Source organism: Streptomyces sparsogenes (genome assembly GCF_001704635.1).
Taxonomy (GTDB): domain Bacteria; phylum Actinomycetota; class Actinomycetes; order Streptomycetales; family Streptomycetaceae; genus Streptomyces; species Streptomyces sparsogenes.
This window is the reverse complement of the sequence record NZ_MAXF01000022.1, coordinates 39886-60718: the sequence shown is the minus strand read 5'-3', so window position 1 is coordinate 60718 and position 20833 is coordinate 39886. Positions and strand designations below refer to the sequence as shown.

Genomic DNA, 20833 nt, shown 5'->3' with positions numbered 1-20833 from the left:
GTGTCCTCGCTGCGCAGCACGCCCAGCAGCCGCCGCATCTCGGCCAGGGACTCACGGGCGGTGGCCGCGATGGTGCCGAACTCCCGCTCCGCCTCGGGCGGCAGGCCGCCGATCCGGTACGGGGCGCTGTCCGCCTGCACCGTTATCACCGACATGTGGTGGGCGACCACGTCGTGCAGCTCGCGCGCGATCCGGGCGCGCTCCTCGAGCAGCGTGCGGCGGGCCCGCTCCGCCTCGCTGATCGTCTCCTGCTCGGCCAGCCGCCGCTGGACGTCCCCGCGCTCCCGCAGCGCGCCGCCGACCAGCAGCACCACGCCGCTGAGCACGAACAGCAGCACATTGCTGCCGTCGCTGTACCTCGCCCCCGGTATCCCGAAGAGCACCCCCACACCGCCGGTGATCAGCCAGACCGCGACCAGGGTGTGGCGGGTCTCGCGCAGCGCGAGGGCGAGGAGGAGGAAGAGGTAGCCGATGATCCCGGGCGGCGTCCACGGCCAGCTGCGGGCCGGGAGGTGGGGATAGCCCAGCACCGCCAGCGCGCAGACGCTGTCGGCGATGAAGACGATCCACCAGGCGGGCAGCGGGCGGGTCACGGCCAGCAGCAGCGGCGCGGCCTGGGCGGTGGCCAGCACGCTGGCGAAGCCGCCGTTCACGCCGTAGTCGTTGGTGAGGATCTGCGCCGTGACCGGGACGAGGATGAGGGTGAGGATCCCCGCGACCGCGTACGGCAGCCGCCGCAGCCAGCGCCGGGAGGACCGGGCGAACAGCGGGGTCGCCGGGTAGGCGGGCGTCACGAGCGCCCGCGCGAGGGCGGAGGTGTGGCGGCGGGTGGCCGCCAGCAGGCTCTCGTGCGCGGCGGACGGCACGGCGGTGGCGGGGCCGGTGGCGGCGGGGCCGGGCGCGGACGGCGTCGAGGCGGGCGAGGGCTGGGACATGGCGGCTACAGCGTAGGGGGGCCGGCGTGCCCGCACGTCATACCGGGGTATCGCATACCGGGGTATGGCCTGAGCGGCCCGGAGTCACAGCTCCGCGAGCAGTTCGGCCTTCTTCGAGCTGAACTCGTCGTCCGTCAGCAGCCCCGCCGTGTGGAGTTCGCCGAGGTGGCGGATGCGGTCCGCGATGTCGGCGGGGTCGCGGCGGCCGGGCGGGGCCGTGGGGCGGGCGCGGCCGGCGGACGGGTCCGGGGTGGCGGCCCGTACGGCCTCGAGCACCGCGGCGGCGAACGGCAGCGACTCGTGGACCATGCCGTAGCCGAGGCCGAAGACGACGGCGGCGGGGTCGTGGTCGGGCCGTGTGGCCACGGCGGTGCCGTCCGCGCCGGACGGTCCCGTCAGGCCCGGGGAGCCCGACGCACCCGCGCCCGCGCCGGGGCGCGCCGTGCTTGCGCCGACGCCGCCCGCGCCCCGGTGTGCGTCCTGCGCGCCGTGCGGCAGCAGCCGCAGATAGCCGCTGCGCCCCTCCTTGGGGGAGCCGCTCCCCTTGGACTCGGGCGAGCGCCACTCGACGCCCGACAGCTCGTCGACCCGGAAGCGCTGGTCCCCGGCCTTCCACTTGGCCGAGGAGGCGCCGGTCCAGAACCAGCGGAAGGAGACGGCCTTGCCGTCGAAGGACGCCTTGCCGTCGTACGCCTTGAACGACAGCGGCGGGGCGGGCGCGGCGACCAGGTAGGAGTCGGCGGGGATGGCGGCCGCGGGGCCGAGGGCGGCGCGTATCTCCTCGGCGTAGTACTCGGCGAGCGTCCCGCGCTCGGCGGGGAGCACCAGCCGGTACGGGTCGCCGCCGTCCCGGAGCTGGCCGTCGGCGGCGTCCATCAGGGGGTCCGCGCCGGGTCTCGGCACGGCGCGGAGCACCACCGTGCCCCGCTTGCCGGGAGTGACCTCCACCGCGGACAGCGCCTCGTAAGGGACGCGGCGCTCGCCGAGCGCCTGCAGCAGCTTCGGCGTACGGATCCCCCGTTCGAAGCGGATGAGCACGGAGTCGGTGTCGAACTCCCAGACGGTCTGAAAACCGGCCAGCACATCACCCATGCGGCTCATCGTATGCGGCGGGGGCCCGCCCGTCCCCCCTCGGAGGTTACGCGCGTCAAATGAATGTGCGCTGTGAGCTAATTTTCAGCCGTCAGCGTGAGTTTCAGCCGTCAGCTCAGGCCGGACCGGCAGCTGTCGCCGTTCGCGCAGCTCACGGTCGCGACGGAGCCGACTCCGACCCGGGCGAAGTTGGCGAGGCTGGTGGTGCCGGGCTCGAAGTACCCGGCGTGGCCCTGTGCCCCGTCGGCGGACAGGATCCGGGCGCCGAAGCCGGAGGAGACCGGGTCCGCGCCGTGTCCGAGCCCGCCGAACTCGACGTGCGGAACGTCCTGGATCCAGTCGCCGGAGTCGCGCATGGCCCACACCCGGGCGCTGGTGCCCAGGTCGGAGGCGTGGTCGGCGCGCATCCCGGGGCTGCCGGCGACGGCGATGTCGGTGACCTTGGGGGCCAGGTCGCGGGCGGCCACCCCGCACACCACCGAGCCGTAGCTGTGGCACATCAGCGAGACGCGGGTGAGCTCGGGCAGCCCGTTGACCAGCGCGCGCAGCCGCAGGGCGCCCTGCGCGGCGAGCTTGCCGGTGGCGGCGTCCATGCCGACGCCGCTGGGGGAGGTGTAGTCGGCCCAGGCGATGACGGCGTTCCTCCCGGTCGGGTCGACGGCCCGCTCGGCGTCGTAGAGGGCGCGCGCCATGCCGACCACGGCGGTGTAGCCGCGCTCGGACTTCTGGAAGGTCAGGATGTCGGTGTCCACGCCGGGCACCACGACTGAGACCCGGCCGGCGTGTTCCAGGTCGCCGAAGACCTCGGCGGCCCGCCCCGAGCCGCTGGGATCGAAGGCGAGGATCTGCCGTCCTTTGCCGAGCAGCTCCTCGTAGCGGTGCATCCGGCGCCCGGCGTCCTGCCGCCCCAGCGGGGTCAGCTCGCTGTCGTGCATCCGCTCGCGCTCGACGTTCCGGGCCTGGAGGAGGGCGATCCGGTTGGCGCGGTAGCGCAGCCCGGCCGGGGCGCCGTTCATGTTGCCGATGACCAGGGGGTAGCGGCGGGCCAGGCGCTCGCGCTGGGCGGCGGTGAGCGAGTCCAGATAGCGGGCCAGGCGGCGCGGCGGGCCGGAGGGGTCGGGGAGGGCGTGGCCGCCCAGCGTTCCCTTGTGCCAGGCGGCGAGCGACGCGGCCAGCGGGCCCTCGGGCCCTCGCTGGTTCCGCATGGTCGTCCAGCCGGTGGTGGCGAGCAGTACGAACACCACCGCCAGGGCGAGCAGCGCACGCCAGGCGGTGGAGCCAGGGGAGGGGGAGCCGAGCTCAGAGAAGGAAGTCACCGCGGGCCACCCTAGGAGAAGCGCGGTGGTGGCTGCCAAATGCCGTGACACTTCTCACGTTTGAACAGACCCGGGGCGGCCTCTTTGTCCTATTTAGGGCTTTTCATTCCTGCTGATCATTCCTGGCGTTCACTCCAATGTCCGGTCAGGGCCGCCCCGACGTGGTCGAGGTGGAACGCGGTGAGTTCCCGCAGGGCCTCCATGCTGGTGTCCTCGCCCTCGCTCCACAGCCGGCCCGCCACCCTTATCACCCCGCTGAACGCCGCGACCACCAGGCGCGGCCGCGGGTCCGTCTCGATGTCGAGGCCCTCCCGGCGGGCGATCTCCCGGGCCAGCCGCTCCTCCAGTTCGGCGGTGCGGCGCAGATGGACGGCCAGCAGGGCCGGGGTCGACTCGATCACGCTGTACATGCGCATGTAGAGGTCCGGGGGCACCAGTTCTGTGACGGCCTCGCCGATGGTGTCCCAGGCGTCGAGGGCGGCGCCGCGCAGGGCGGCGAGCGGTGCCTCGCCGGCGGGCCGGGCGGTGAGCGCGGCGAAGAAGTGGGAGTCCGTCGCCTCCTGGGCCGCGAAGGCGACCTCCTCCTTGTTGGCGAAGTACCGGAAGAAGGTGCGCTGGGAGACGTCGACCGCCTCGGCGATCTCGTCGACCGTGGTGTGGTCGTAGCCGTTCCGGGTGAACAGCTCCAGGGCCGAACGCACCAGGGCGGCCCGGGTCCGCCGCTTCTTGCGCTCCCGTAGTCCCGCCGATGGCGGTGCCACCGCCTGGTCCGTTGTCACCTGTCGGCTCGCTTTCTGGTGCTCAGGGGCTGCTCACCATACCCGCGGCAAAACTGACAGTTACCGAATGGTGAAGTTGTTTGTCAATTGTCAGTCGCTGACACTAGCCTCTCTCCATGACGTCTGAGACCACCATCGCCCACGGGGCGCCGGAACCTCCCGTACCCGATCCCCCGAAGGGGCTGCGTGGACACCCGTGGCTGACGCTGCTGACCGTCGGCTTCGGGGTGACGATGGTCGCCCTCGACGGCACGATCGTCGCCATCGCCAACCCCGCCATCGCGGAGGACCTCCACGCCTCTCTCGCCGATGCCCAATGGATCACCAACGGATATCTGCTCGCCCTCGCCGTCTCGCTGATCACGGCGGGCAAGCTCGGTGACCGCTTCGGCCACCGCCAGACCTTCCTGATCGGCGTCGTCGGCTTCGCCGCCTCCTCGGCCGCCATCGCCCTGTCCGGCAGCGTGAGCCTGCTGGTGACCTTCCGCGTGCTCCAGGGCCTGTTCGGCGCCCTGCTCATGCCCGCCGCGCTCGGACTGCTGCGCGCCACCTTCCCGGCCGAGAAGCTCAACATGGCCATCGGCATCTGGGGCATGGTGGTGGGCGCGTCCACCGCGGGCGGCCCGATCGTCGGCGGTCTGCTCGTCGAGCACGTCAACTGGCAGTCCGTCTTCTACATCAACGTTCCCGTCGGCGCCCTCGCCCTGGTCCTGGGGCTGGTCATCCTCAAGGACCACCGCGCCGAGAACGCCCCCCGGTCCTTCGACATCCCCGGCATCGCGCTGCTGTCGGGCGCGATGTTCTGCCTGATCTGGGCCGTGATCAAGTCCGGCGACTGGCAGTGGGGCGACTCCAGGACGCTGGGGTTCCTCGCGCTCGCCGCGGTCTGCTTCGCGCTGTTCGCGTTCTGGGAGACCCGGTCCGGCGAGCCGCTGCTGCCGCTGCGCATGTTCCGCTCCATCCCGCTGTCCGCCGGCACCGTGCTGATGGTGCTGATGGCCTTCGGCTTCATGGGCGGGCTCTTCTTCGTCACCTTCTACCTGCAGAACGTGCACGGCATGAGCCCGGTCGACAGCGGGCTGCACCTGCTGCCGCTGACCGGCATGATGATCGTGGCCTCGCCGGTGGCCGGAGGCGTGATCACCAAGGTCGGGCCGCGGATCCCGCTGGTCGTCGCCATGCTGCTCACCGCCGTGGCGATGTTCGGCGCCTCCACCCTCGACGTGGACTCCTCCACCGGCGAGATGTCCCTGTGGTTCGGCCTCCTCGGCCTCGGCCTCGCCCCCGTGATGGTCGGCGCCACCGAGGTCATCGTCGGCAACGCGCCGCTTGAGCTCGCGGGCGTCGCCGGCGGCCTCCAGCAGGCGTCCATGCAGGTCGGCGGCAGCATCGGCACGGCCGCGCTCGGCGCGGTCATGGCCGCCAAGGTCGATGACGCGCTGCCCGGCTCCTGGCAGCGCGCCGGGCTCCCGCCGCTGAGCGGAACCCAGCTCGACCAGGCGTCCGAGGCGGTCGAGGTCGGCAAGCCGCCGATCGCCCCGGGCACCCAGCCGGAGATCGCGGCGAAGATCACCGATGTCGCGCATGACACCTTCGTGTCCGGGATGAGCCTCGCCTTCGTCGTCGCGGGCGTCGTCTCGCTCGTCGCGGCCGGGGTGGCGGCGTTCACCAAGCGCGGCGCCAACGCGGAGGCGGGTGCCGGAGCCGCGCACATCTGACCCGTACGCCACGGCGGAGTACGCCGCGGCAAGTACGCCCCGGCACGGCAAAGCGCCGGGCAGGCCGTTACCGGCCCGCCCGGCGCTTTCGCCTGTGCGGCCCCGCCCGGCTACCGGGCGGGGCCGTGGCCGTTTACGCGTCGCCCCCGGCCGGGCCCGGGTCCGCGGCGGACACGTCGAGCAGCTGGTACCGGTCGATCGCCTGCTTCAGCACCGAGCGGTCGATCCGGCCCTCCCGGGCCAGCTCGGTGAGCACGCCGAGAACGATCGACTGCGCGTCGATGTGGAAGAAGCGGCGCGCCGCTCCGCGGGTGTCCGCGAAGCCGAAGCCGTCGGCGCCCAGCGACTGGTACGTGCCGGGCACCCAGCGCGCGATCTGGTCCGGAACGGCACGCATCCAGTCGGACACGGCCACCTTCGGGCCCTCCGCGTTCGCCAGCTTCCGGGTCACATACGGAACGCGCTGCTCCTCCTCCGGGTGGAGCAGGTTGTGCTCCTCCGCCTCGACCGCGTCGCGCCGCAGCTCGTTCCAGGAGGTCGCCGACCACACATCGGCCTTCACGTCCCACTCGTCGGCCAGGATGCGCTGCGCGTCCAGCGCCCACGGCACCGCGACGCCCGAGGCGAGGATCTGCGCCGGGATCGCGCCCTTCTCGCCCTCCTTGAAGCGGTACAGGCCCTTGAGGATGCCCTCGCGGTCCACGTCGGCGGGCTCGGCCGGGTGCCGGATCGGCTCGTTGTAGACGGTGAGGTAGTAGAAGACATCCTCACTGTCCTCGCCGTACATCCGGCGCAGACCGTCCTGCACGATGTGCGCGATCTCGAAGCCGAACGCCGGGTCGTAGGCGACGACGGCCGGGTTGGTCGAGGCCAGCAGCTGCGAGTGGCCGTCCGCGTGCTGGAGGCCCTCACCGGTCAGCGTCGTACGGCCGGCGGTCGCGCCCAGCACGAAGCCGCGCGCGAGCTGGTCGGCCATCTGCCAGAACTGGTCGCCGGTACGCTGGAAGCCGAACATCGAGTAGAAGACGTACACCGGGATCAGCGGCTCGCCGTGCGTGGCGTACGCCGAGCCGGCCGCGATCAGCGAGGCCGTGCAGCCCGCCTCGGAGATGCCGTCGTGCAGCATCTGCCCGGTCGGCGCCTCCTTGTAGGCGAGCAGCAGCTCGCGGTCCACCGACTCGTAGGTCTGGCCCAGCGGGGAGTAGATCTTCGCCGAGGGGAAGAGCGAGTCCATGCCGAAGGTGCGGTACTCGTCGGGCGCGATCGGCACGAACCGCTTGCCGATCTCCTTGTCCCGCATCAGGTCCTTCAGCAGCCGCACGAACGCCATGGTGGTGGCGATCTGCTGCTGCCCGGAGCCCTTCTTCAGCGACGCGTACGTCTTGTCGTCCGGCAGCTGGAGCGGCTTGGCGCGCACCAGCCGGGTCGGTACGTACCCGCCCAGCGACTTGCGCCGGTCGTGCATGTACTGGATCTCCTCCGAGTCCCGGCCCGGGTGGTAGTACGGCGGCAGGCCGGACTCCAGCTCCTTGTCGGGGATCGGCAGGTGCAGGCGGTCGCGGAAGCGCTTGAGGTCGTCGACCGTCAGCTTCTTCATCTGGTGGGTCGCGTTGCGGCCCTCGAAGTTGGGGCCGAGTGTCCAGCCCTTGACCGTCTGGGCCAGGATCACCGTCGGCTGGCCCTTGTGGGCCTTGGCCGCCGCGTACGCCGCGTAGATCTTCCGGTGGTCGTGGCCGCCGCGGCCCAGGTGCAGGATCTGGTCGTCGGTCATGCCCTCGACCATCTTGCGCAGCCGCTGGTCGTCGCCGAAGAAGTGCTCGCGGATGTAGGCGCCGGTCTCGGTCGCGTACGTCTGGAACTGGCCGTCGGGCGTGGTGTTCAGCTTGTTGACCAGGATGCCGTCGCGGTCCTGCGCCAGCAGCGGGTCCCAGGTGCGGTCCCACACCAGCTTGATCACGTTCCACCCGGCGCCGCGGAACTGCGACTCCAGCTCCTGGATGATCTTGCCGTTGCCGCGCACCGGGCCGTCGAGGCGCTGCAGGTTGCAGTTGACGACGAAGGTCAGGTTGTCCAGGCCCTCGCGGGCGGCCAGGGACAGCTGGCCGAGCGACTCCGGCTCGTCCATCTCGCCGTCGCCCAGGAACGCCCACACATGCGACTGGGAGGTGTCGGCGATGCCGCGCGCCTCCATGTAGCGGTTCATCCGGGCCTGGTAGATCGCGCCCAGCGGGCCGAGGCCCATGGAGACCGTCGGGAACTCCCAGAAGTCCGGCATCGACCGCGGGTGCGGGTAGCTGGACAGACCGTGGGAGGCCTTCGACTTCTCCTGCCGGAAGGCGTCCAGGTGCTGCTCGCTCAGCCGGTCCAGGAGGAAGGCGCGGGCGTAGATGCCGGGGGAGGCGTGGCCCTGGAAGAAGATCTGGTCGCCGCCGTCGCCGCCGTCCTTGCCGCGGAAGAAGTGGTTGAAGCCCACGTCGTACAGCGAGGCCGAGGAGGCGAAGGTGGCGATGTGGCCGCCGACGCCGATGCCCGGGCGCTGGGCGCGGGAGACCATCACCGCCGCGTTCCAGCGGGTCGCGTTCAGGATCTTGCGCTCGATCTCCTCGTTGCCCGGGAAGAACGGCTCGTCCTTGGTGGCGATGGTGTTGACGTAGTCCGTGCTGCGCATCTCGGGCACCGCGACGCGCTTCTCACGGGCGCGCTCGATCAGGCGGAGCATGAGGTAGCGGGCACGTTCCCGGCCTCGCTCATCGACGGCTGCGTCGAGCGAGTCGAGCCACTCCTGGGTCTCTTCGGGATCGAAGTCCGGGACCTGGCTGGGAAGGCCGCCAATGATGATCGGGTTGCGATCGGATCCGGAAGCCACGCTATTCCTTCGCTTTTCGGTCGTGCTGTGCACGCAATGGATTCGTGCTCTGCTGGTGTCGCGCCGATCTCCATCGTGTACCTCGGGTAGGGGATACGTCACCTCTACCGGGGAGTAACCATCACGTGGTGAGACGGTCGCTGCGCGGGCGTCGGAGGTGCGACGGCCAAATCGCAACCATACGCCCACCCCCCGGCGGGGTCCGCGTACCCCCGTTCGGCCGCTGTCCGGCGTACTCGGCGTATCGTGACGATACGTACGCGCAAAGCGGGCATATGGGAGTGATGTGACTCACCGGTGGCTGTTCGTCCATGATGGGAGTTGCGACGACACTCCCCCAATACTCCGTTGAACGCCGTATGGGGGGACCCCCCACGTTTGGGCGGGATCGCTGGCCAGGTACTTGCGCGATCCGCCCGGCCCGTGTGGACTACGCCCCATGCCCCGCGTACGCGCGTGGCGTACAGCGACTCGAGGAATGAACGCAAGATGACAGGAGGCAATCCGTGAGCGCGACCGCGGACCACGCGGAGGAGCGGACCAGCCCTGCCGTGAGGCTGGGTTTCCAGCCCGATCAGGTGGTCCAGGAGATCGGCTACGACGACGATGTCGACCAGGAGCTCCGCGAGGCCATCGAGGAGATCACCGGCCAGGAGCTTGTCGGCGAAGACTATGACGATGTGGCCGACGCCGTGGTGCTGTGGTTCCGGGAGAGCGACGGCGACCTGACGGACGCGCTGGTGGACGCCATTGGGATGATCGACGACGGCGCGCCGGTCTGGCTGTTGACCCCCAAGACCGGCCGTGACGGCTATGTCGAGCCGAGCGACATCAACGAGGCCGCGACCACCGCCGGCCTGTCCCAGACCAAGAGCTTCAACGCGGGCAAGGACTGGACGGGCAGCCGTCTGGTCACCCCCAAGGCCGCCAAGTCGAAGCGCTGAGCCGGTGCGGCGGGCCGTCGGCGCACGGCCCCGCGACACCCCGCTGAGAGCCCCCCTCCGGACCGATCGGAGGGGGGCTCTGCGCGTAGGGTGGTCCCCGGTCAGCCAATCCGGAAACTCCAGGGAAGGAATGCCATCCATGGCGATAGAGGTCGGTGCGAAGGCCCCCGAGTTCGAACTGAAGAACCAGCACGGGGAGACGGTCCGGCTCTCCGACTTCCGGGGTGAGAAGAACGTCGTCCTCCTCTTCTACCCGTTCGCCTTCACCGGCGTGTGCACCGGCGAGCTGTGCGCCCTGCGCGACGAGCTGCCGAAGTTCGTCAACGACGATGTGCAGCTCCTCGCCGTCTCCAACGACTCGCCCTTCTCGCTGCGCGTGTTCGCCGAGCAGGAGGGGCTCGAGTACCCGCTGCTGTCCGACTTCTGGCCGCACGGCGAGGCCAGCCGGGCCTACGGCGTCTTCGACGAGGAGAAGGGGTGCGCGGTGCGCGGCACCTTCGTGATCGACAAGGAGGGCGTGGTCCGCTGGACCGTCGTCAACGGCCTCCCCGACGCCCGGGACCTCAACGACTACGTGAAGGCCCTGGAAACCCTGTGACGAGGGGAACCGCTCACTAGGATCGACGCGTTGATCCTGATGGGATCACCGGGCGCCCCCGGCCTCACCCGGGCGGCGCCCCGGCACCCGGCATAGCAACGAAGGGGCACGCAGTGCTCCTGACGAACCTTTTTGGGAGGACTCGTGGGAGTCAGCCTCAGCAAGGGCGGCAACGTCTCGCTGACCAAGGAAGCCCCGAACCTGACCGCCGTCACCGTGGGTCTGGGCTGGGACGTCCGCACCACCACGGGCACTGACTTCGACCTCGATGCCAGCGCCCTGCTGACCAACGCCGAAGGCAAGGTCTCCAGCGACCAGCACTTCGTCTTCTTCAACAACCTGAAGAGCCCCGACGGCTCGGTCGAGCACACCGGTGACAACCTCACCGGTGAGGGCGAGGGCGACGACGAGCAGATCAAGGTGAACCTGGCCGGTGTGCCGGCCGATGTCGCCAAGATCGTGTTCCCGGTCTCGATCTACGACGCCGAGAACCGCCAGCAGAGCTTCGGCCAGGTCCGGAACGCGTTCATCCGCGTGGTCAACCAGGCCGACGGCAATGAGCTCGCCCGCTACGACCTGACCGAGGACGCCTCGACGGAGACCGCCATGGTCTTCGGCGAGCTGTACCGGCACGGGGCCGAGTGGAAGTTCCGGGCGATCGGCCAGGGGTACGCCTCGGGCCTGCGCGGCATCGCGCAGGACTTCGGCGTCAACGTCTGACGTACCGCCCGCAGCACCACCGGCGCATGTACGTCCGCGTACGCACCGCACCGCCCGCGCGTCCGGTGCCGCGCCCCTGCACACCGGCAGGAGCGTGGCGCCGGACGCGCTGCTGCTAAGGCCGCTTCCGCGCGCTCGGGGCGCCCCACACGCCGCCCGCGCGCTCCGCGCTCCACGCGCACCTCGCGCTTCACGCGCACCTCGCGACACCAGGGGAGGAACCACGATCATGGGCGTTACCCTCGCCAAGGGAGGCAATGTCTCCCTCACCAAGGCCGCGCCGAATCTCACCCAGGTGATGGTCGGCCTGGGCTGGGACGCGCGCTCGACCACCGGAGCACCGTTCGACCTCGACGCCAGCGCGCTGCTGTGCCAGTCGGGGCGGGTGCTCGGCGACGAGTACTTCGTCTTCTACAACAACCTCAAGAGCCCCGAGGGCTCGGTCGAGCACACCGGTGACAACCTCACCGGTGAGGGCGAGGGCGACGACGAGTCGATCCTGATCGACCTCACCAAGGTCCCGGCGCAGGTCGACAAGATCGTCTTTCCCGTGTCGATCTATGACGCGGACCCCAGGCGCCAGACGTTCGGGCAGGTCAGCAACGCTTTCATCCGCGTGGTGAACCAGGCCGACGGTAATGAGCTGGCCCGCTACGACCTCTCCGAGGACGCCTCGAGCGAGACCGCGATGATCTTCGGCGAGGTTTACCGCTATGGCGGGGAGTGGAAGTTCCGAGCCGTGGGGCAGGGGTACGCGTCAGGTCTGCGCGGCATCGCTCTAGACTTCGGGGTCAACGTTTCGTAAAGCCGCGTAATAACGCGCGGGGGAGACCTCACGAAGAAGGATTGGGTTGCCAGTGCTCCTCAAAACCTTTGGTTGGTCGTTCGCCGTCACGGCGGGCGGTCTGGCCTTGGCCGGCGTCCTCTGGGGGTGGAAGGGGCTCGCCATCGTCGGGATCCTCTCGATCCTGGAGATCTCACTCTCTTTCGACAACGCGGTCATCAACGCGGGCATCCTCCGCAAGATGAACGCCTTCTGGCAGAAGATCTTCCTGACCGTCGGCGTCCTGATCGCCGTCTTCGGCATGCGGCTCGTCTTCCCCGTGGTCATCGTGGCCATCACGGCGAAGATGGGGCCGCTGGAGGCCGTCAAGCTGGCGATCAACGACAAGGACCGGTACGAACACCTCGTCACCGCCGCGCACCCGGCGATCGCGGCGTTCGGTGGGGTCTTCCTGTTGATGATCTTCCTCGACTTCCTCTTCGAGGACCGCGACATCAGGTGGCTGGGCTGGCTGGAGAAGCCGCTGGCCAAGCTCGGCAAGCTGGAGACGCTCTCGATCATCGTCGCCCTGCTGGCGCTGCTCGTGACCGCCATGACCCTCGCCACCGACGTGGCGCACGGCGGCGGCGACAAGAGTGCCACGGTCCTGCTGGCCGGCGTGGCCGGTCTGCTCACCTATCTGATCGTGGGCGGCATCTCCGGCTACTTCGAGGACAGGCTGGAGGAGGAAGAGGAAGAGGCGGAGGAAGCCGAGGAGGCCGAGAAGGCCGCCAAGGAGGCCTCCGGGGCCCAGAAGGGCGGCCAGGGCGCCACGGTGGTCGGCCTGGCCGGCAAGGCCGCGTTCTTCCTGTTCCTCTACCTCGAGGTCATCGACGCGTCGTTCTCCTTCGACGGCGTCATCGGCGCCTTCGCGATCACCAACGACATCTTCGAGATGGCGCTGGGTCTGGGCATCGGCGCCATGTACATCCGGTCGCTGACCGTCTTCCTCGTCCGCAAGGGCACCTTGGACGACTACGTCTACCTGGAGCACGGCGCGCACTACGCCATCGGCGCGCTCGCCGTCATCCTGCTGATCACGATCAAGTACGAGATCAACGAGGTGATCACCGGCCTGGTCGGCATCGTCCTCATCGGCGCCTCCTACTGGTCCTCCGTGGTCCGCAACCGCCGGCTGGCGGCAGAGGGCGGCGAGGACGCCAAGAGCAAGACGGAAGTCGCGTCCGGAGTGTGACGCGGGTCCGTTTGAGGAACGCTTCGAGCGGGGCGGGTCGGGAGTCCTGGTCTCCCGACCCGCCCCGCGGGCCGTTGTGAGTAGCTGATTGGTGGGGGTGGCCACAATGCCGTTCTGGAGCAACTGGGGACGGGGCGCATGGCGTGATTTCGACAGTGGTGACGCCTCGGGCGTGGTCCAGCTCACCAGGCGACACCAGACCATATCGCTGACCAAACAGGGGGCGGTGAGCGGCAACCTGCGGATCAACCTCTCCTGGCGGATGCGGACCTCGGACTTCAACGACAGGGCCGGGCGCGGCGGGCTGCGGAATCCGCTGCGGATGTTCAAGCCGGAGGTGGTGCAGGCCCAGGGTCCCGCGATGGTCAACGTCGACCTGGACCTGGCCTGCATGTACGAGCTGCAGAGCGGTGCCAAGGGCGTGGTCCAGCCGCTGGGCAACTTCCTGGGCAACCTGAACGAGGCGCCCTACGTCAAGCTCAGCGGCGACGACCGGTTCGGGTCCGGATCCGGCGAGACGATGCACATCAACATGGACCACAAGGACGACATCAAGCGGCTGCTCGTCTTCGTCTACATCTACGACGGCACCCCGGCCTTCGACCGCACCCACGGCATGGTGACGCTCTACCCGAGCAACGGACCACGGGTGGAGATCGAGCTCCACGAGCGCGCCCCGCAGGCCCGCTCCTGCGCCGTGGTGATGATCGAGAACGTCAAGGGCGAGATGCTGGTCCGCCGCGAGGTGAAGTACGTCTACGGCTTCCAGGCGGAGCTGGACCGGCTCTACGGGTGGGGGCTTCAGTGGGGGCGCGGCTACAAGGAGAAGGTCTGAGGCAGAAGGCCTGAGGGCGCGGCCGCCGGCCGCGCCCGGCCCGTCTACCGGTGCTGGAACTGCGGCCCCTGCGGCGGCAGCGTGAAGTGGGGGTCGGGCGCCGGGGGCGGCGGTATGGGCTGCGTGCGCTGCACCTGCTGCGGATAGCCGTACGCCGGCTGGGGCGGGTAGCCGTACGCGGGCTGCGCCGCCGGGGGCTGCGCGGGGGGCTGGGGATAGCCGTACGCGGGCTGGGCGGGAGGCTGCTGCGGATAGCCGTAGCCGGGCTGCGGCTGGTGCTGGGGGTGGGGCTGGGCCGGCGGTGGGGCGGCCGGCGGGGGCGGCACGGCGCCGGTCGGGACCGGGCCGTAGCCGGCCGTGGGGAGCGGTGTGGGCGGCACCATCGGCTGGGTCAACTGGGAGTCGTCCCAGGAGTCCGGCGCGAAGGAGGGGCCGGGGGGCGCCGCCGAGCCGAGCGGGGAGTCCTGCGCCGCCATGGGCGACGGCGGGGTGGTGGACGAGCCCTCGGGCCCACCCCCGTCCGTGCTCCCGGTGCCGCCCGCGCCGGTTGCCGCGCTCTCGCCGGTGCCCGACGCCTCGCCGCCGCCCTCGCCGTCGTCCACCGAGATGCCGTACTCCGTGGCCAGCCCGACCAGCCCCGACTCATAGCCCTGGCCGAGCGCGCGGAACTTCCAGGAGTCCCCGCGCCGGTAGAGCTCGCCGCAGATGAGCGCGGTCTCCTTGCCGGTCTCCGGCGCCACCGCGAACTCCGCGATCGGCTCCGCGCCCGGCGCGCCCGCCGCGTCGTACAGCAGCAGGCTGAGGTCCGGCACCTGGCCGAAGCTGCCGCCGTCGGCGGACGCGGCCAGCACCACCCGGTGGACGGCCGGCTCCAGCGCCGTCAGATCGGCCTCGACGGTGTCCGTCAGCCGCTCCCCCACCCGCGTCTTGGGCAGGTGCCGGACCAGGCCGGAGGGGTGGCGCGGCTGGTTGTAGAAGACGAAGTCCTCGTCCGAACGCACGCGATCGTCCGCGCCCAGCAGCAGCGCCGAGGCGTCCACGTCGGGTACGTCCGTGCCGGGGGTCCAGCGGAGCACGGCCCGTACGGCGGCGGCCTCCAGCGGGATGTTCGATCCCTTCAGCATCGCGTGGGTCATGGCCGCAATCCTGCCCTCCCGGCCCTGGTCGGGACAACGCAGGGGGCCGCTCCGGGGCCGGAAAAGTGTCAGGAGGAGAAGATGGGCCAGTATCCCGGACACGCGCCGGACGCACATGAGTTACGTGATTTTCACGCTCTTGGGGAACTTTTGACCGGTCGCCGCACGTACGATTATCGGCCACCACCGGGCCGGATCGGCCAGCGCGGGCATTGGCAGTGCAGGGAGAGCTATGCGGCATTTTGGACACCTGTCGGCCGAGGTGCGGAAAGATCTCTTCTACCGGGAGCCGGTCGAATTCACCGCCGACTCCCCGGCCCACACGCTCGCCGTCGCGCTCGGCGCCACCCTCTACAGCCCGGCCACCCGGCCCCGACTCGCCGATGACATCGCCAAGCAGGCAGCTCAGGGCGTTACCTCCATGGTGATCTGCCTCGAGGACTCCATCGACGACAACGAGGTCCCGCAAGGCGAGGAGAACCTCGTACGCCAGCTCGGCGACCTCGCGGCGCGCGGCCCCCACACCCCGCTGCCCCTGCTGTTCATCCGGGTCCGGACCCCCGAGCAGATCGTCGACCTCGTCCAGCGGCTGGGAACGGCCGTTCGGCTGCTGTCCGGATTCGTACTGCCGAAGTTCACCGAGGAGCGGGGCGTCCCCTTCCTCGAGGCGCTGATATCGGCCGAAACCGAGGAGGCCACCGCCGCGCTGGGCGGGCGGCGACTGTATGCCATGCCGGTCCTCGAATCGCCGGAGCTGATGCACCGGGAGACCCGCACCGAGACCCTGGTCGGCATCGGGCGCACCGTCGACAAGTACCGCGAGCGGATCCTGGCCCTCCGTCTCGGCGTCACCGACCTGTGCTCGGCGTACGGGCTGCGCCGCGCCCCCGACATGACGGCCTACGACGTACAGCTCGTGGCCTCCGTCATCGCGGACGTGGTCAACATGCTGGGCCGCGCGGACGGCACGGGCTTCACGGTCACCGGGCCGGTGTGGGAGTACTTCAAGCCCCACGAGCGGATGTTCAAGCCCCAGCTGCGCCTCAGCCCCTTCACCGGCCGCGCCGCGTCCTCGCTACGCACCGCGCTCATCGAACACGACATGGACGGGCTGCTGCGCGAGATCGAACTCGACCGCGCCAACGGCCTCCAGGGCAAGACCTGCATCCACCCCACCCACGTCACCCCCGTGCACGCCCTGTCGGTGGTCAGCCACGAGGAATACAGCGACGCCGTGGACATCCTCGAACCGGAGCGCGGCGGGGGCGGGGTGCTGCGCTCGGCCTACACCAACAAGATGAACGAGGTGAAGCCGCACCGCGCGTGGGCCGAGCGGACCCTGCGGCGGGCCGAGGTGTTCGGGGTGGCCCGGGAGCACATCAGCTTCGTGGAGCTGCTGGCGGCGGGGCTGCGCACGGGATGACGGGGCTGACAGGGCAGGCTTGGCCGAGGGTGTCGAGAGGACCGAAGGTGTCCATGGGGCTGAGAGGGCTGACGGGGTTGAGAAGGCTGACGGGGCTGATGGGGCGTACGGCGTGATGTGGTCGGGGCAGTGGGTCGCGGACCGGCTGGGAGTCGGCCTCGAAGGCGGCGACGAGCTGCGCGAACTGCTGGGGCTCGCGCTGCGGCGCAACCCCAAGCGCGCGCATCTGCTGGTCTCCAACGTGCTCGGCAAGCACGTACCGCAGCGGCCGAGCGCCGTCCACGGCGCCGGCGTACGGCTCGGGCGCCGGGTGCGCGAGCTGCTGGGCGACCGGGACGCGGCGCGCGCCGTCGTCCTCGGCTACGCGGAGACGGCGACGGGCCTGGGCCACAGCGTCGCGGACGGCCTGGCCCTGGCCCCCTACCTCCACTCCACCCGCCGCCCGGTGGCGGGGGTCGCGCCGGTGGGCGGCTTCGAGGAGGAGCACAGCCACGCCACGTCCCACCTCCTGCTCCCCGAGGACCCTGACCTGCTGGCCACGGACGGCCCCCTGGTCCTCGTCGACGACGAGTTCTCGACCGGCCGCACGGTGCTCAACACGATCGCCGCGCTCCACCGGCGCTTCCCGCGCGAGCGTTACGTGGTGGTCGCCCTGGTCGACATGCGTTCCCCCGAGGACCGCGCCCACCTGGAGGCGTTCGCGGCCGACCTCGGCGCGCGCGTGGACCTGATCGCCGCGGCGACGGGCGCGGTCCGGCTCCCCGAGGGGGTCCTGGAACGCGGCCGGCGCCTCGTCGAGGAACACGAGGCCGCCACCGCGCACCCCGGGGCGGACGACCCGGCGCCCGCGCCTACGCCGGCGCCCGGCCCTGAGCCCGCCCCGGGGCCCGCGGCTGCGCCTGGGCCCGTGCCCGCCCCCGCGCCCGGGCCGGTGCGTGCGGGACGACCCCGCCGGACGGAGGCGGTCCGGGTCGCGCTCGGCTGGCCGGGCGGGCTGCCCGATGGCGGGCGACACGGGTTCACACCCGCTCACCGGGAGCGGCTGGAGGCCGCGCTTCCGGGGATGGCCGCCCGTATCGCCGGAGCGCTGCGCGCCGCCGCGCCGGACGCCGCGCCTCCCCGGCGCGTCCTCGTCCTCGGCTTCGAGGAGCTGATGTACGCGCCGCTGCGGATCGCCGAGGCGCTGGAGACCGCGCTGGACACCGGGCCGGACACCGCGCTGGACACCGGGCCGGCCGGTGCCGAGGTGCGGTACTCGACCACCACCCGCTCACCCGTGCTGGCCGTCGACCACCCCGGCTACGCGATCCGTACCCGCCTCGCCTTCCCCGCGCACGACGCGCCCGCCGACGGCCCGGGGGAGCGCTACGCGTACAACGTCGCTCCCGGCGGCGACCCCGCGCGCCGCTTCGACGCGATCGTCGCCGTCGTGGACTCGGTGGCCGACACCCCCGAACTGCACGCGCCCGGCGGGCTGTTGGCCAACCTCGCCGCGCACACCGACCGGCTCCTGCTGGCCGTCGTGCCGTCCTACACGCCGAACACCCCCACCCGAACCCCGGCCCGAACCTCCGCCCGAACCCCCGACCGACAGGCACCCCCCATGTCACGACCGCCGCTGCCGGAACCGCTGCGCGGCCCCGCGTTCTCCTCGTACGCCCCCGAGGATGTGGGCTGGCTGCTGCAGGACCTCTCCGAGGTCACCCTCGAGGCGCCCACCGAGGAGCGCGAGGAGGCGATCCAGAGCGGCGGCGCGCACTACGCGGAGTCGCTGCCCGTCGAGTACCAGCCAACCGAGGAGTACCAGGCGCTGTTCCGGGCCGCGCTCACCACCTCCGCGGCGCGCATCGCCCGCGCGGTCGGCGCGGTCACCGAGACCGTGCTCGCCGAGCGTTCGCCGCGCCCCGTCCTGGTCTCGCTGGCCCGGGCCGGCACCCCCGTCGGCGTGCTGATGCGCCGCTGGGCGCGTCATGCGCACGGGCTCGACCTGCCGCACTACGCCATCTCCATCGTGCGCGGCCGCGGCATCGACACCACCGCGCTGCGCTGGCTGGCGGACCGGCACGACCCCGCCGACGTGGTGTTCGTCGACGGCTGGACCGGCAAGGGCGCCATCACCCGCGAGCTGGCGGCGGCCGTACGCCCGTACCCCGGTTTCGACCCGCGGATCGCCGTGCTCGCCGACCCCGGACGCTGCGTGGACACGTACGGCACGCGCGACGACTTCCTCATCCCCTCCGCCTGCCTCAACTCCACCGTGTCCGGGCTGATATCGCGCACCGTGCTGCGGGCCGACCTGGTCGGGCCGGACGACTTCCACGGCGCGAAGTTCTACCGCGAGCTGGCCGGCGCCGATGTCTCCGGGCTCTTCCTGGACACCGTCACGGCCCGCTTCGACGAGGTCGCCGACCAGGTCGCGGCCGACGCGAAGGAGCTGGCGGCCGCCGACCGCGCCCCGACCTGGGAGGGCTGGGCGGCCGTGGAGCGGATCAGCGAGGAGTACGGCATCCACGACGTGAACCTCGTCAAGCCGGGCGTGGGCGAGACGACGCGGGTCCTGCTGCGCCGCGTCCCGTGGAAGATCCTCGCGGCGCGCGGCGCCGGGGCGGACCTGGCCCATGTGCGGCTGCTGGCCGAGCAGCGCGGGGTGCCGGTGGAGGAGGTGGACGGCCTGCCGTACTCGTGCGTCGGCCTGATCCACCCCCGCTACACGCGCGGCGCGACGGGCGCGGACGGCAAGGCGGTGACCGCGTGATGGCGAGCCACCCGCCGAGCCACGCCACCGGCCGACCGGGCCACGAGCCGAGCCCGGGTACGAGCCGCGCGCCGGGGCACGAGCCACCCGTGCTGATCGCGAGCGACCTCGACCGCACGCTGATCTACTCCGCCGCCGCGCTCGCCCTCCGTATGCCGGACGCCGAGGCGCCGCGCCTGCTGTGCGTCGAGGTGTACGGCCACCAGCCGCTGTCGTACATGACGGAGACGGCGGCCGAGCTGCTCACCGGGCTGGCCCGTACCTCCGTCTTCGTGCCGACCACCACCCGCACCCGCGAGCAGTACGGCCGCATCCGCCTGCCCGGCCCCGCCCCCCGCTTCGCGATCTGCGCGAACGGCGGGCATCTGCTGGTGGACGGCGAGTCCGACCCGGACTGGCAGGCGTCCGTACGCGACCGTCTCGACGCCGCGTGCGCGCCCCTGGAGGAGGTCCGCGCCCACCTCCTCCGCACCGCGGACCCGGCGTGGCTGCTCAAGGAGCGGGTGGCCGAGGACCTGTTCGCCTACCTCGTCGTGGAGCGGGCCCTGCTGCCCGCGAACTACGTCAAGGAGCTGGCCGAATGGGCCGGGGAGCGCGGCTGGACGGTCTCGCTTCAGGGCCGCAAGATCTACGCCGTGCCGAAGCCGCTCACCAAGAGCGCCGCGGTCGCCGAGGTCGCCCGCCGCACCGGGGCGGGGGAGGTGCTGGGTGCCGGGGACTCCCTCCTGGACGCCGACCTCCTGCTGGCCGCCGACCGCGCCTGGCGCCCGGGCCACGGCGAGCTCGCCGACGAGGGCTGGACGGCGCCGCATGTGACCGCGCTGCCGGAGCGGGGGGTGGCGGCGGGGGAGGAGATCCTGCGGGCGTTCGCGGCCCGGGCGGTGGGCGCCCGCACCGCGACGGCCCGCACCGCGACGGCCCGCACCGCCACGACCTGACCCACGCGGGCCCGCCCCGCGCCCCGGGCCGGAGCCCACGCGGCCCCCGTCACCCCCGGCCCCGTCACCCCCGCCGCTTCCCCCGCCCCGGCCGGAGCACCCGGGCGCCCACGAACACCGCCACCCCGAGCGCCGCAGCGCCCGCCACCACCTTCGAGTACACCGACACGTAGTCCGTCACCTCATGCCAGTTGTCCCCCAGCGCGTACCCCGCCAGCACGAACACCGTGTTCCAGATCAGGCTCCCGAGCGTGGTCAGCGCCAGGAACACGGGCACCCGCATCCGCTCGATCCCGGCCGGCACCGAGATCAGGCTGCGGAAGATCGGCACCATGCGCCCGAAGAACACGGCCTTCGTGCCGTGCCGGGCGAACCACCGCTCCGTCCGCTCGATGTCCGCCACCTTCACCAGCGGCAGCCGCGCGGCGATCGCGACCGTACGGTCCCGGCCGAGCAGCCCGCCCGCCCAGTACAGGGCGAGCGCCCCGATCACCGAGCCCGCCGTGGTCCACAGCAGCGCGGCGTACAGGTTCATGTCGCCCCGCGCGGCGGCGAATCCCGCCAGCGGCAGGATCACCTCGCTGGGCAGGGGTGGGAAGAGGTTCTCCAGGGCGATGGCGGCGCCCGCGCCGGGCGCGCCCAGGGTGTCCATCAGGCCGGTGGCCCAGTCGGTGATCCGATCGCTCATGCCCGATGACGCTAGAAACCCCGCCGCCCGGCGGCCATGAGGGCGCCCACCCGGCCCTTCGGCCGCACACCG

Annotated in this window: 17 protein-coding genes; 10 read left to right on the top strand and 7 right to left on the bottom strand. The window is 71.5% G+C overall.

What is annotated here, in order from left to right; genetic code table 11:
- From BBH68_RS04220 to BBH68_RS04205, 4 genes are all read right to left on the bottom strand, one after another.
- Positions 1–935: sensor histidine kinase (locus BBH68_RS04220; protein WP_170066530.1), on the bottom strand; the 935-nt coding region annotated here is incomplete at its 3' end.
- A gap of 84 nt (positions 936–1019) precedes the next feature.
- On the bottom strand, positions 1020–2027 hold the full coding sequence (locus BBH68_RS04215; RefSeq protein WP_065958896.1) for a DUF4429 domain-containing protein: 1008 nt from the start codon (positions 2025–2027) through the stop codon (positions 1020–1022).
- A 110-nt stretch (positions 2028–2137) separates the two neighbouring features.
- Positions 2138–3343 carry an alpha/beta hydrolase gene (locus BBH68_RS04210; protein ID WP_065958895.1) on the bottom strand — a complete coding sequence of 402 codons (1206 nt, stop codon included), beginning with the start codon at positions 3341–3343 and terminating at the stop codon, positions 2138–2140.
- 116 nt (positions 3344–3459) lie between these two features.
- Positions 3460–4122, bottom strand: a complete 663-nt coding sequence (locus BBH68_RS04205) for a TetR family transcriptional regulator (protein WP_065958894.1) — start codon at positions 4120–4122, stop codon at positions 3460–3462.
- A gap of 116 nt (positions 4123–4238) precedes the next feature.
- On the opposite strand from BBH68_RS04205, the gene BBH68_RS04200 reads away from it, so the two are divergent.
- Positions 4239–5840, top strand: a complete 1602-nt coding sequence (locus tag BBH68_RS04200; RefSeq protein WP_065958893.1) for a DHA2 family efflux MFS transporter permease subunit — start codon at positions 4239–4241, stop codon at positions 5838–5840.
- A gap of 133 nt (positions 5841–5973) precedes the next feature.
- On the opposite strand, the gene aceE is transcribed toward BBH68_RS04200, so the two are convergent.
- Positions 5974–8706, bottom strand: a complete 2733-nt coding sequence (gene aceE / locus BBH68_RS04195; RefSeq protein WP_065958892.1) for a pyruvate dehydrogenase (acetyl-transferring), homodimeric type — start codon at positions 8704–8706, stop codon at positions 5974–5976.
- 506 nt (positions 8707–9212) lie between these two features.
- On the opposite strand from aceE, the gene BBH68_RS04190 reads away from it, so the two are divergent.
- The 6 genes from BBH68_RS04190 (at position 9213) to BBH68_RS04165 (ending at position 13821) form a co-directional block, all read left to right on the top strand.
- Positions 9213–9650, top strand: coding sequence for a DUF3052 domain-containing protein (locus tag BBH68_RS04190; RefSeq protein ID WP_065958891.1), 438 nt, complete (start codon positions 9213–9215; stop codon positions 9648–9650).
- A gap of 139 nt (positions 9651–9789) precedes the next feature.
- Positions 9790–10248, top strand: a complete 459-nt coding sequence (locus BBH68_RS04185) for a peroxiredoxin (protein ID WP_065958890.1) — start codon at positions 9790–9792, stop codon at positions 10246–10248.
- A gap of 144 nt (positions 10249–10392) precedes the next feature.
- On the top strand, positions 10393–10968 hold the full coding sequence (locus tag BBH68_RS04180) for a TerD family protein (protein WP_065958889.1): 576 nt from the start codon (positions 10393–10395) through the stop codon (positions 10966–10968).
- 229 nt (positions 10969–11197) lie between these two features.
- Positions 11198–11773, top strand: a complete 576-nt coding sequence (locus tag BBH68_RS04175; protein ID WP_065958888.1) for a TerD family protein — start codon at positions 11198–11200, stop codon at positions 11771–11773.
- 52 nt (positions 11774–11825) lie between these two features.
- On the top strand, positions 11826–12986 hold the full coding sequence (locus tag BBH68_RS04170) for a DUF475 domain-containing protein (RefSeq protein ID WP_065958887.1): 1161 nt from the start codon (positions 11826–11828) through the stop codon (positions 12984–12986).
- A gap of 106 nt (positions 12987–13092) precedes the next feature.
- The gene (locus BBH68_RS04165) at positions 13093–13821 is read left to right on the top strand and encodes a TerD family protein (RefSeq protein WP_065958886.1); all 729 of its coding nucleotides are present in this window, start codon (positions 13093–13095) and stop codon (positions 13819–13821) included.
- Between the two features lie 44 nt (positions 13822–13865).
- Here BBH68_RS04165 and BBH68_RS04160 read toward each other — a convergent pair whose 3' ends face one another.
- Positions 13866–14957 (bottom strand): TerD family protein, encoded by a 1092-nt coding sequence (locus tag BBH68_RS04160; protein ID WP_065958885.1) that lies wholly within the window; start codon positions 14955–14957, stop codon positions 13866–13868.
- A gap of 232 nt (positions 14958–15189) precedes the next feature.
- On the opposite strand from BBH68_RS04160, the gene BBH68_RS04155 reads away from it, so the two are divergent.
- The 3 genes from BBH68_RS04155 to BBH68_RS04145 all read left to right on the top strand — a co-directional run bounded on the left by BBH68_RS04155 (position 15190) and on the right by BBH68_RS04145 (position 20073).
- Positions 15190–16380, top strand: coding sequence for an HpcH/HpaI aldolase/citrate lyase family protein (locus tag BBH68_RS04155; RefSeq protein WP_065958884.1), 1191 nt, complete (start codon positions 15190–15192; stop codon positions 16378–16380).
- A 115-nt stretch (positions 16381–16495) separates the two neighbouring features.
- The gene (locus BBH68_RS04150; RefSeq protein ID WP_065958883.1) at positions 16496–19135 is read left to right on the top strand and encodes a phosphoribosyltransferase; all 2640 of its coding nucleotides are present in this window, start codon (positions 16496–16498) and stop codon (positions 19133–19135) included.
- 152 nt (positions 19136–19287) lie between these two features.
- The gene (locus BBH68_RS04145) at positions 19288–20073 is read left to right on the top strand and encodes an HAD family hydrolase (RefSeq protein ID WP_342673114.1); all 786 of its coding nucleotides are present in this window, start codon (positions 19288–19290) and stop codon (positions 20071–20073) included.
- Between the two features lie 64 nt (positions 20074–20137).
- Here BBH68_RS04145 and BBH68_RS04140 read toward each other — a convergent pair whose 3' ends face one another.
- Positions 20138–20761: a DedA family protein gene (locus tag BBH68_RS04140; RefSeq protein ID WP_065958881.1), complete on the bottom strand. Its 624-nt coding sequence runs from the start codon at positions 20759–20761 to the stop codon at positions 20138–20140.
- Positions 20762–20833: the final 72 nt, after the last annotated feature.

Excerpts from the sequence above, each read along its gene's own strand:
- BBH68_RS04215 (WP_065958896.1), bottom strand. The coding sequence starts at position 2,027 with ATGGGTGATGTGCTGGCCGGTTTTCAGACCGTCTGGGAGTTCGACACC.
- BBH68_RS04200 (WP_065958893.1), top strand. The coding sequence starts at position 4,239 with ATGACGTCTGAGACCACCATCGCCCACGGGGCGCCGGAACCTCCCGTA.
- BBH68_RS04185 (WP_065958890.1), top strand. The coding sequence starts at position 9,790 with ATGGCGATAGAGGTCGGTGCGAAGGCCCCCGAGTTCGAACTGAAGAAC.
- BBH68_RS04175 (WP_065958888.1), top strand. The coding sequence starts at position 11,198 with ATGGGCGTTACCCTCGCCAAGGGAGGCAATGTCTCCCTCACCAAGGCC.
- BBH68_RS04165 (WP_065958886.1), top strand. The coding sequence starts at position 13,093 with ATGCCGTTCTGGAGCAACTGGGGACGGGGCGCATGGCGTGATTTCGAC.
- BBH68_RS04160 (WP_065958885.1), bottom strand. The coding sequence starts at position 14,957 with ATGACCCACGCGATGCTGAAGGGATCGAACATCCCGCTGGAGGCCGCC.
- BBH68_RS04155 (WP_065958884.1), top strand. The coding sequence starts at position 15,190 with ATGCGGCATTTTGGACACCTGTCGGCCGAGGTGCGGAAAGATCTCTTC.
- BBH68_RS04150 (WP_065958883.1), top strand. The coding sequence starts at position 16,496 with ATGTGGTCGGGGCAGTGGGTCGCGGACCGGCTGGGAGTCGGCCTCGAA.
- BBH68_RS04145 (WP_342673114.1), top strand. The coding sequence starts at position 19,288 with ATGCCGGACGCCGAGGCGCCGCGCCTGCTGTGCGTCGAGGTGTACGGC.
- BBH68_RS04140 (WP_065958881.1), bottom strand. The coding sequence starts at position 20,761 with ATGAGCGATCGGATCACCGACTGGGCCACCGGCCTGATGGACACCCTG.